Source organism: Wolbachia pipientis (assembly GCF_023661085.1).
Classification (GTDB): domain Bacteria; phylum Pseudomonadota; class Alphaproteobacteria; order Rickettsiales; family Anaplasmataceae; genus Wolbachia.
The window spans coordinates 1-11,212 of record NZ_JAHDJT010000032.1 but is presented as its reverse complement, the minus strand read 5'-3'; the positions used below and the strand labels follow the sequence as shown (position 1 = coordinate 11,212).

11 protein-coding genes are annotated in these 11,212 nt (G+C 37.1%); 7 read left to right on the top strand and 4 right to left on the bottom strand.

All coding sequences use genetic code 11. The features are described 5' to 3' along the window. Positions 1-149: 149 nt before the first annotated feature. Positions 150-2,678: a DNA mismatch repair protein MutS gene (gene mutS / locus DM84_RS02160; RefSeq protein ID WP_250778112.1), complete on the bottom strand. Its 2,529-nt coding sequence runs from the start codon at positions 2,676-2,678 to the stop codon at positions 150-152. A 313-nt stretch (positions 2,679-2,991) separates the two neighbouring features. Here mutS and DM84_RS02155 point away from each other — a divergent pair, with 313 nt between their 5' ends. Beyond that, positions 2,992-4,191 carry a ribonuclease D gene (locus DM84_RS02155; RefSeq protein WP_250778111.1) on the top strand — a complete coding sequence of 400 codons (1,200 nt, stop codon included), beginning with the start codon at positions 2,992-2,994 and terminating at the stop codon, positions 4,189-4,191. Here DM84_RS02155 and coaE read toward each other — a convergent pair. Next, positions 4,174-4,761 (bottom strand): dephospho-CoA kinase, encoded by a 588-nt coding sequence (gene coaE, locus DM84_RS02150; RefSeq protein ID WP_250778110.1) that lies wholly within the window; start codon positions 4,759-4,761, stop codon positions 4,174-4,176. The genes DM84_RS02155 and coaE overlap by 18 nt on opposite strands. A 163-nt stretch (positions 4,762-4,924) precedes the next feature. Here coaE and DM84_RS02145 point away from each other — a divergent pair, with 163 nt between their 5' ends. The 6 genes from DM84_RS02145 (at position 4,925) to DM84_RS02120 (ending at position 9,476) form a co-directional block, all read left to right on the top strand. Further along, complete coding sequence (locus tag DM84_RS02145) at positions 4,925-6,328, top strand: NAD(P)H-dependent flavin oxidoreductase (RefSeq protein ID WP_250778113.1); 1,404 nt, start codon at positions 4,925-4,927, stop codon at positions 6,326-6,328. Positions 6,329-6,473: 145 nt separating this feature from the next. Beyond that, positions 6,474-7,319, top strand: coding sequence for an Rpn family recombination-promoting nuclease/putative transposase (locus DM84_RS02140; RefSeq protein ID WP_250778109.1), 846 nt, complete (start codon positions 6,474-6,476; stop codon positions 7,317-7,319). 398 nt (positions 7,320-7,717) lie between these two features. After that, positions 7,718-8,215 carry a hypothetical protein gene (locus DM84_RS02135; protein ID WP_250778108.1) on the top strand — a complete coding sequence of 166 codons (498 nt, stop codon included), beginning with the start codon at positions 7,718-7,720 and terminating at the stop codon, positions 8,213-8,215. After that, complete coding sequence (locus DM84_RS02130; RefSeq protein WP_250778107.1) at positions 8,212-8,526, top strand: hypothetical protein; 315 nt, start codon at positions 8,212-8,214, stop codon at positions 8,524-8,526. Before DM84_RS02135 ends, DM84_RS02130 begins: the two co-directional genes overlap by 4 nt. Continuing rightward, positions 8,489-9,130, top strand: a complete 642-nt coding sequence (locus DM84_RS02125) for a hypothetical protein (RefSeq protein WP_250778106.1) — start codon at positions 8,489-8,491, stop codon at positions 9,128-9,130. Before DM84_RS02130 ends, DM84_RS02125 begins: the two co-directional genes overlap by 38 nt. Continuing rightward, positions 9,096-9,476, top strand: coding sequence for a hypothetical protein (locus DM84_RS02120; RefSeq protein ID WP_250778105.1), 381 nt, complete (start codon positions 9,096-9,098; stop codon positions 9,474-9,476). The genes DM84_RS02125 and DM84_RS02120 overlap by 35 nt, the downstream gene beginning before the upstream one ends. A 38-nt stretch (positions 9,477-9,514) precedes the next feature. Here DM84_RS02120 and mnmA read toward each other — a convergent pair whose 3' ends face one another. Next, the gene (gene mnmA / locus DM84_RS02115) at positions 9,515-10,621 is read right to left on the bottom strand and encodes a tRNA 2-thiouridine(34) synthase MnmA (RefSeq protein ID WP_250778104.1); all 1,107 of its coding nucleotides are present in this window, start codon (positions 10,619-10,621) and stop codon (positions 9,515-9,517) included. A 94-nt stretch (positions 10,622-10,715) separates the two neighbouring features. Next, on the bottom strand, positions 10,716-10,895 hold the full coding sequence (locus DM84_RS02110; protein WP_250778103.1) for a hypothetical protein: 180 nt from the start codon (positions 10,893-10,895) through the stop codon (positions 10,716-10,718). Between the last annotated feature and the right edge of the window lie 317 nt (positions 10,896-11,212).

Sequence of the window (11,212 nt, the reverse complement as noted above, 5' to 3'; positions counted from 1 at the left end):
AAAATTTGTTGAGGTTATTTGATAGGTAAGTTATTTTATTCATCGTTAGTTCTCTCACTAAAAACATATCTGAGACAACTTATACCTTATTATTCTATTCTCTTTCACATCTTCTTTCCTTAACTTGACGCGTATGGTATTTATAACTCTCAAGTCCTCAGTTCTTCAAACACTTCGCTTGCTCTGTCCAGTACAGAATCAGGAAAGCCGGCGAGTTTTGCTACATGTATTCCATATGACTCATCTGCAACGCCCTCAACTACTTTATGGAGAAAGATTACCTCTCCGTTCCATTCTTTTATTTTCACACAGAAGCATTTTACGTTCTTCAAGTCTTTGCTTACTTTAGTTAGCTCATGATAATGAGTTGCAAAAATGGCACGGCACTTGTTTACATTGTGGATATGTTCAATCACTGCCTGAGCAATAGATAAGCCGTCATATACCCCTGTACCTCTGCCAATTTCATCAAGTATCACCAAGGAACGATCTGTTGCCTGATTAACTATGGTCGCTGTTTCAATCATCTCTACCATGAAGGTAGAATAACCAGCTGTTATATTATCTGTTGCACCAACCCTGCTGAATATCTTGTCAATCACACCAATATGTGCACTATCTGCTGGCACAAATGACCCCATATGAGCTAAAATTGCAATGAGAGCGTTTTGCCTTAGAAAAGTGCTTTTTCCAGCCATATTAGGACCAGTGATTAGATGTATACCAGCTAAGTTGATGTTATTTGCGATAAACTTATCGTTAACTTCAACCACTGGGTGTCTTCCGCTGCAGATATTGAATTCTTTGCTGTTATCAATAATGGGTTTTACGTAATTATTTTGCACTGCGAGCTCTGCAAACGCAGTTCGGATATCAAGCTTTGCCAAGGCATTTGCAGCGAGAGCAATCTTTTCAGATTCTTTAGCGATTTTACCACATAGTTCACTGAAAATTTTCATTTCTAAGCTGATTACAGCGTCACGTGCCGTGAGAATCTTATTCTCTAGTTCTTTCAATTCATTAGTAGTGTAGCGCATACTATTTGCTAAGCTTTGCCTGTGAATGAATATGTCCGAGGTTAATTTATGATTTGCTGACACTTCAATGTAATAACCAAGGATGTTGTTGTGCAGTATTTTTAGTGCGGCAATGCCGGTCAGATCGCGATAAGATTCTCGGAGTTTGGTTATCAATTTGTTGCTATTGCTCAGCACATAGGATAACTCCGATAATTCTTGGTTATATTGTGGATTGATAAATCCTCCTTCTTTTGCGGAACTTAGGTTATTGTCAAGTACAGCTTCGTTTAGAAGCTCAAACAGCTCTTTGTGATTGCCAAAGCTTTTATGTATTGTGCTAAGTTCACTTTCATCACTGCTTGTTATCTGAGCAGTAGACACTGGTTCTTTTCCCTTTGATTCTGCTGTCAAGCACTGGAATGACATCTGAGGGTCAACTGCTGATTTTTCACCTAAGTGATAATTATGTAAGGGATCTAGCTTGGATAGAAACTCGGACAACTCTAACGTTTTCCCAAGGCCTATTTTTAGTAGATTCATGTCCTTTGGTGAGCCACGCCCTAATATTAAACGTGATAGTGACCTTTCAATATCTGGAATATTAGATAGTATCTCCCGTATTTTTTTGCGTGCTTCATTACTGTTTACAAAAAATTCAACGGTGCCAAGTCTCAAGTTAATTGCCTTAGGACAAGCAAGCGGTGAAGCGAGCATTTGTTTGAGCAGACGTCCACCAGAAGCAGTCACTGTGTGATCAATAACTGAAATCAATGAATCCTTTTTTTCGCCAAATTGAGTTGAAAACAACTCAAGATTTCTCCTTGCTGAAGCATCGATAAGCATGAAACTTTGTTGCCTGTAGGGCTTTGGCAGCTCAAGCCTTGGAATGGAACCCCTTTGCGTTACTCTGACATATTCAAGTAGCGCACCGCATGCTATAATCTCCACTTTGCTGAAGTTTCCTATAACTCCAAGCTCTCTGACTTTATAAAATTCGCACAGCGTTCTGTGAGATTTGTTATACTCAAAAAAACTCTGGGCATGCTGCGTAATTGATATTTTATAATTTTTTAAAATTGACCTGATTTTTTCATTCTCAGCTAGCTTCTCGGAAATTAATAATTCTTTTGGTGATATACGCAGCAAATCGCTATCTAGGGCTTCCAAATTCGTTAAAGTGTGAAAAAATTTTCCCGTTGATAATTCAAGCCAGCCAATAGCATACTCTCCATTTTGTTCAACTATGGATGCAAGATAATTATTGCTTTTATCCTCCAGTAGCGAGTCTTCGATAATTGTGCCTGGAGTAACAATTCGCACTACATCTCGTTTTACTATAGATTTATAGCCCCTCTTTTTTGCTTCGTCAGCAGTCTCTAATTGATCGCAGATTGCAACTTTGAATCCTAAATCTATGAGCTTGTGCAGGTAAGATTCACTACTGTGTGCTGGCACTCCACACATTGGTATGTCTTGCCCGCATGAATTACCTCTCTTAGTGAGCACTATATTCAGCAGTTTTGCAGCTTTAACAGCATCATCGAAAAACAATTCATAAAAATCCCCCAGCCTATAGAACAACAGATGATCCTTATATTGAGCTTTCAGATTTAAATATTGCTCCATTACAGGAGTGTTTTTTTCTCTTACAAAGTTCATAATGTTCTTTATACATTGATAGCTTCAGCTTTATCGTATGGATAACATAAAATCTAAATAGAAGCCTACAAAAAAGCAAGATTGCTCGTTTCTTTAGAAAACTGTACATGTGTAATGGATCTTTTGCAGCCTCTTCTATAAGCTATATCAGCCATGCTAAAATTATATGGAATTTTGACTTTTTGAAAAGTCTAAACTGCTATTTGTGAAAGGTATGTATAATATCCTTCTGTATAAATTTGTTATGCAAAAGATCTGTTAATTGCAAAATTTAATATTAAGTGTTAAAATATGGCTACTGAGTAAAAAATATATGCTAATTAGTACAACGTCTGATCTGGGAGACATATGTGAGGAGTTGACAGCAAAAAAACCGAAATTTATAGCAGTTGACACGGAGTTTCTTAGAAACAATTTAACCTATTATCCAAAATTGTCGTTAATTCAAATTTCTTACGGAGGTAAGAGTTTTGTTGTAGATGCACTAGTTCCAGAAATTGATTTATCACTTATTAAGAAAATAATGCTAAATCGCGAGATAATTAAGGTGTTTCATAGCTGTCGGCAGGACATAGAATCTTTATTCACCGTATTCAAATGCATTCCCACTCCCATTTTTGATACCCAAGTTGCTGCTATGTTTTGTCATTATTATCATGACTTTATTGGTTACTCAAAAGTAGTGGAGCAATATCAAGGGGTGGTATTAGATAAAATTAAAGCTAAAAATTCAGACTGGTTAAAGCGTCCACTTTCTGAGGATCAATTAGACTATGCAATAAGCGATGTGGTACACTTATATGATCTACACCAGATATTGCGCAATAAACTTGAAGAAAAGGGTAGAATAGACTGGTTTCAGGAAGAGATGGAAGCAGTGGTTGATATAAATAAGTATTTGCGTACTCCAAAAGATGCATGGAAAAGGATTAAATTTAATTACGAAGCAAATCCAAGATTGATATTAACTGTTAAGGCAGTTAGTGAGTGGCAAGAGACCTTAGCACAGCGCTATAATATGAGTCGTAATAAAATAATTAGTAATGCTGTAATAGCTGACTTTATTGAAAAAAACGTGGAACGTGTTGACGAGATTTTAGAAGATCTCAGAAAGAACACGAAAAATATAAAAGAGGAAGACCTATTAGAATTTATAGATATTTTCAATGAGAATGAGAAAGACTTTATGCAGCGAGATTATACTCCGTCAAGCAGTTATGATAGATCTGTGCTTGATATACTCTCGATTATTCTAGAGAGCGAATGTAAGGAAAACGGCATATCAAAAAAATTGGTTTCGTCAAAAGATGAATTGGCTGGATCAATATCTGGGCAGACAGATAAACTATTTAAAGGGTGGAGGTATGACTTTTTTGGCAGGTCAATTGAGTCATTTTTAAACGCAGGCTCAAGGTTTGAAATTTCAGCAGTGAAATCCACAAATAATATAACTAAGATTCGAAGTAATTTGGTGAGGGCAAATTGTAAGTTGAAATCAACTGCTGAGATTTAACGAGTCCACTATATCTTTTATTTGAGAAAGGACATGTTCTTTACTTGCACTGTTATCGATGGTAAAGTCACTCATCTGCCTTTTTTCTGCAATGGGTAGCTGGATATTGGAAATTAGATCCAACTTTTCTTTATCTATATTACGTTCATTGAGTCTTTGAGCTTGCACAGCACTATCTGCATGGACGAAAACGATAATGTTGCAATATAAACGAAATCTCGTTTCCAGCAGGAGTGGAATGTCTAGAACTAGAAGTTTTCTATCGGTCTTTTTTTCCTGAGCAATAAAAATTTCTAGTTCATTTCGCACAGCGGAATGAACTAAAGATTGAAATTGCTTCCAATTTTCATCGTGGACTAAGAAATATTTAGACAATATCTCCTTGTCTATTTCATCATTTACTACTCCTACGGGAAAATTTTCTTTTGCGTAACTTATTATGCTCTTATCTACTTTATAAAGCTGGTGTACAACAGAATCAGCGTCAAACACAGCAGCACCAAACTCTTTAAAACAATTGGCTACAAAGCTCTTCCCTACTCCAATTCCACCTGCTAAACCTATAATCATAAGCAAAAAACACATAACTACACCTATAGTAGCTGCTCTTTGTTTACATGTCTATTTAAGACCCAAATTTGGCTGTGGAGGCTCTGACGATGTTAAGAGGAAATAAACAGCTATTATTTTTTTAGTAATTAAGTAAAATAGAATGAAAGACTATGAGGAAGCTTTGAAAAATAAGATAAAAAAAATAATGATTTCAGGAAAGGAGGTGTGGCCAATTATCGAAGGCGGCAAAGGCATTGCGATTAGTGATGGAAGATCAAGTGGAGCATTTGCTGCAGCAGATGCTGTGGGTACATTTTCTGGTGCAAATGCTAAGCTTATTGATGGTAACGGCGAATTAGTACCACTGATTTACAAAGGCAAAACAAGAAATGAAAAACATGAAGAATTGATTAGGTACAGTATCGAAGCTGGAGTTAGTCAGGCAGGAATAGCGAATGAAATATCACAAGGCCGTGGAAGAGTACATATGAATGTGCTTTGGGAGATGGGGGCAGCAGAACGTGTACTTCATGGTATATTAGAAAAGGCAAAAGGCTTAGTTCATGGTATTACCTGCGGTGCTGGCATGCCTTACAGGCTCGGAGAAATTGCAGCCAAATACCAGGTTTATTATTACCCTATTATTTCATCAGTACGTGCTTTTAAAGCATTATGGAAGCGTGCTTATCAAAAAGTATCTTCTTTTTTGCTTGGTGGAGTAGTGTATGAAGATCCATGGCTTGCTGGAGGACATAATGGACTCAGTAATAGTGAGGACCCAAAACTTCCACAAGCTCCATTTGAGAGGGTTGTAGAGCTTAGATCTTTCATGAACGAGATCGGTCTTTCGGAAACGCCAATTGTTATGGCGGGGGGAGTATGGCATTTAAAAGATTGGGAACGTTGGTTTGACAATCTGCAAATTGGACCAATAGCTTTTCAGTTTGGCACTCGTCCACTTTTGACGAAGGAAAGTCCAATTTCTACGAAATGGAAAAAGAAGCTACTCACTTTAGAAGAAGGTGACGTATTTTTGAATAAATTCAGTCCAACAGGATTTTACTCATCTGCAGTAAGAAATAACTTCATACGTGAATTACAGGAACGGAACTCACGTCAAGTAAAATTTTCAGAGAGTGCCAGCGAAGAATTCAATAGTGAATTTGCAATGGGTAGCAGAGGTAGAAAGATTTACCTCACTGCAAAAGATAAAGAACTGGCAAATACGTGGACTAGGGCAGGATATACAGAAGCAATGAAGACTCCAGATACAACTGTGATTTTTGTGACACCAGACAAATTTGCGGAGATAAGACAAGATCAGATCAATTGCATGGGATGTTTGAGCCATTGTCTGTTTAGCAATTGGAAAGGTCATGGTAGCCATTCAACAGGACGAAAGCCAGATCCACGGAGTTTCTGTATACAAAAGACACTACAAAACATTATACACGATGGCGATATTGAGAATGAACTCATGTTTTCCGGACACAATGTGTATAAATTCAAGCAGGATCCGTTTTATGAGAATGGCTATGTGCCGACGGTACAAGAGTTGGTGGAAAGAATATTGACTGGATATTAAGTCAGTGGCTATTGTAGAAATTTTCACCTTATAAAATCTCACTACCTGCTTTAACAAGTTTTTCTGCCATGCCCTGAACGAATATTAAAAAGGATTGAATATTTCCACAGAATAGTGTATAATTATTAATCTTTATCTAAGCACTATGGCTTTTTCTAAATTTCTCGATCCAAAATTGGACTTAACCTTCAAGAAAATCTTTGGTACTGAAAAAAATAAGAACATTCTTATTCATTTTTTGAACGATATTTTAGGATGCACTGAAGTTAATGTTATACAAGAAATAGAGTTCATCAGTACCATTATGAACCCTGAAATTGCTTCTGAGAGGCAAAGTATAGTTAACGTTCTTTGCCAGGATTCTGTTGGTAACAGATTTGTGGTCGAAATGCAGCTCACTTGCGACAAGGGATTTGAAAAACGAGCTCAATATTACGCTGCAAAAGCCTATTCAAGACAATCTGGTAGGTACGCTAACTTACAGAAGATTTTCTTTATTGCAATATCAAGTTGTATTTTATTTCCTGGTAAGCCTAATTACATATCCAGCCATACCATAAGAGATGATGAAACTAATGAGCACGACTTAAAGGATTTTCAATTTATATTCATAGAACTGCTGAAGTTCCCTAAAAATAAAGTAGAGCAGTTAACAAGCACAGTGGAACGCTGGTGTTTCTTTTTTAAGTATGCAGAAGAAACAACAGATGAAGATTTAAAGAAGATAGCAGAAGAATCTTCCATAATAAAGCAAGCGTATGATGAATTAGACAAGCTTCATTGGAATGAAAAGGATCTAACAGCATATGAAGAAAGAATAATGGACCTGTACAAAGAAGAAGCTATCCTCGAACAGAAGCTTGAAGAAGGCATAGAGAAAGGAAAAATTAAAGTGGCAAAAAACTTACTTAAAGCTGGTGTATCTGTTGATTTAATAGCTGAATCTACTGGTCTTACTCAAGCTGAAATTTTACAACTTAAGCAAACCTAAGTATCACGGTTTTCTTCAGGGTTCTTTAGTGATCTGGCTGTATAAAAAATTTTCACCTTATAAAATTTCACTACCTGCTTTAACAAGTTTCTCTGCTATACCCTGATTAGGATTAGACCTAAGCTGACAAGAAAGCGTAAAACTACACGGAAAAATGAGCATCAGTGGTAGAGAACTGTTAAATTTCTATTGACTTATTTGTAGATTATGGTAACTACTCAGGGATTAGTAAGTAGTAATTATGCTATATAGTCAGGGGTATATCAAGTGAGAAATCTGTAAGTTTAAATAAATTAGGAGCTGATCAGTTTGAAGATGATGGTCAACAAGTTAAAAATGCAATATATGGTACAAATGAGTACGGTAAAAAGCTTGCTGAAGAATGTGTAGGATCCGTATTGCTAGATCAAGAAGCACAGTGCAGCCAAGAGTGTACAGGAGATGTAGGCGGTCCAGCTGTCTTAGGTGGAAAAAAGTCTGCACGGTATTTTTCTAATCAGATGCATAACTTTGACGGCAGTGATTTGACGGACCAAGCTGGCTTACAAAGTTCAGAGTCTGATTACCGTTTAGGTCAGGATAGTGGACGAAAAACTCCGGGGAGCAATGTAATAACTAGTCTTTATAATTTACTTGATCCTTTAGAGTTGTTTCGTGAAGGATTGAGTAATTGTGATTCGGATAGAAGTGAAGATAGGCAAACTTTTAATAGTATCAAACCGAAATTGTCAGTAGCTGACTATACAAAAGAAAGTAGTGATCAAAAGACTCTTACAGACAATACAAGTGAGTGCAGTACAGAAACTAAGGAAAGTGTTGGAGAAAATGTAAATGATGGATGGGGTTCATGGCGCGTTAATCAAATAACTGGTTGGCCAGACGAAGATGACGGGTGAGAGATGCTAGTCCTAATTCTGAAGGGTATCAGTCACCAGATGCTGGCTCTAATAAAGGGTGTAGCCCACCACCAGACACTGATTCTGATTCAAGTGATGGAGATTCAGAAGAATGTAGCTCCATTGATGATGATCAGACAATTTGTACAAGTAATTATGGCTCAGAGGGAAACTCGAGTGGCAGCTTAGATTATTTTTCTCTTTTAAAACTCCTAGAAAAAGACCCACCGTTAGCAGAAATACCATTAACCGCAAAAGAAAAGAAGCTGATTGGTGAGTTTTATAGGGAAAAGGCTAAACTCACTCTGTGATGGTCATGAATATACTGTATCGGGTTTAGTACTTGAGGTAATATTAGATATTTTGAGTCGTGTTACTGTTATAATATCTGCAGCAAGTAGGAATTTTCAGCTTGGTGGTGGTGCATGTACAAGCGCATTGGATGATCCAGATAATGTAAAAGCTGTAGTTGATATCGTCCATAAGTTAATTGTAAATGGTGGAAGAGTAAAATTGGAACCACACCTTTATGATGAGCATGAAAGATTATGTGGGATGATAGGGGAAGATATGATGTCTGAGTTTATTAAAGAGTGTGAACAAATCCGTAATAAGCTCAAAAGTGTAGCATACGAGGGTATAGTAAACAAGGATATACAAGTTCAAAAAGGCGATTTAGTAGTAGATGTAGACAACTGTTATTTTTATACAAAATATCCGCAAGATAGCACTATTGAGGCTGCAAAAGTTGTAGGTAGTCTAAAAAAGGCTGTAAATGACCTAAAAAAAGTTACAAATGATCTCAAAATAGAAGAGTTAAATTTTAAATACTATATATTTCATATTGAAGAAAGTATAGTAAGATTTGAAGAAGACAAAGATGAAAAAAAACTATACAGATGTCTTACAAGGTAGCATTGAAATGTTTTTTATTACTAAGGTAGGGAAGATCAGTGTCCATTTATACCCCAGCGGTACAGAAACTGAGGATGGAAAAACAGAAAATAGGGGAATAAAAGTAGAGATTGATGAGGAGAGTAAAACAAGATTCTTCCAGTTAGAAGATGAAGAGAAAAAAAGCTTAGGCAAAAACTGTCTCCTCGAAGGACAAAGTGTTGCAGATATCATAGCCAAGAGTCTTGAAAAAAACGGCGATGTACCTGCAAGTTCTGCAAAAGCATCAGGTGGTCCTTCTGATTCTATGAAGCAAGTTCCCTTAAGCCAACTTCTAAGGGCAAATGAAATAGAATCAGGAGCATAAAACATGTTTATTCTCAATTATAGGCAATACCTATTTAGTCAGGAACATATCCACCCACCGCCGATAACTTGGTCATCTTTGTATGCTACGCAGGCTTGGCCGGAACTGATTCCAAAGTAATCATTGTTTAAAATAATACAAGCTTTATTTTGTTCTGCGGCTGGGTATATTGTCGCTAAACTTCCCAAGTGTGATGACCGGAGCTTCACAGTGACTTCCATGCCTTCCTTTGGCTGCTCTAGCCAATTCAGCTCCTTGACCAACACTTTCCTTTGCATTAGTGCGCTGATTGGACCTACTATAACCTCATTATTTTCTGTGCTAATTTTTATCACATAGAGAGGTTCGCTGTGTGCAATGCCCAGACCTTTTCTTTGCCCCACTGTGAAATTTACTATACCGTTGTGCTCGCCCAGCACTTTTCCATGTGCATCTACAATTTTGCCTTTCTGCACAGATTGTGGAGCTAACTTAGCTATTGTTTCACTATAGCTTTCAGAAACGAAGCATATATCTTGACTGTCTGGCTTTTCGGAGATTAGTAAACCAAAATGCTTTGCTAGTTTTCTTACATCACTTTTATAGAACTTACCAAGTGGAAATCTCAAAAGCTTCAACTGTTCCTTTGTTGTGGCAAACAGAAAATAACTTTGATCTTTACTTTTATCGATGCCCGTGCATAGTTTTACCTCGCCATTCTGTTCCAATCTTCTCACGTAATGTCCTGTAACCAGGACATCTGCACTGAGATTTTTTGCAACTTGCAATAGATCACGAAATTTTACCGTTTGATTACACTTTATACATGGTATGGGAGTTTCCCCACGCATATAGGTATTCGCAAAATCCTCTATCACTTCCTTTTTGAATATTTCTTCATAGTTTAAGATATAATGAGGAAAGCCAGTGCTCTCAGCTACGCGCTTGGCATCATAAATATCCTGTCCGGCACAACATGCACCTTTTCTGACGTTAGCATCACTACCATACAGCTGAAGAGTCACACCAATTACTTGGTACCCAAGGTGATGTAGCAACACTGCTGCAACAGAGCTATCAACTCCACCAGACATTGCAACCACAGCTTTGGTTTGATGTGGAGGTTTATCTTTTAGCAGAGGTTCAATTTCAAATTCTTTTAGCATAATCAACTTAATTTATAAACGCAAACCTTGTGTCATTCCAACATGTTACCGCGCAAATGTTTTAATTTAGGGGCAATTTACATAGCAGGCAATGTTATGCAAGTGAATGACACTGAGATCGAGCAAAATTGATCGTAAACAAGTACATTATACAACATTTTTGATGAATTTGCCAAAAAATTGGATCTAGCGTCACGCGCTGGAATGACAAAGTTATAGGTGTCATCCAAGTGCCTCCTTCTCCCGTCACCCCAGTAGTCCCTCTTCTTGTCATCCCAGTGCTCCGACACTTGTATCTTGTATCTGGGATCTCATTTCACTTTATGACAACATTTGTTGTAAAAATGAATGTTCGTTCATAAATTGCAATTAGCTATAAGTGTTAATAAATTTACTAAATAAGAAAAAGGACAAAAGAAGCCCTGGTCATCATTTATTTTTAGTATTGGCGTTTTTGTGTCTTAAACGCTGCAATTTAGCTGCTTTTAACCGCAACTAGTCTAAGCTATAATATTTAAAAAATTTACCAGGCAGGGAAAAAAGACAATAAAACCCCGAGGTAGCTAGTTATTCCACTCTCTATTTTAAAAT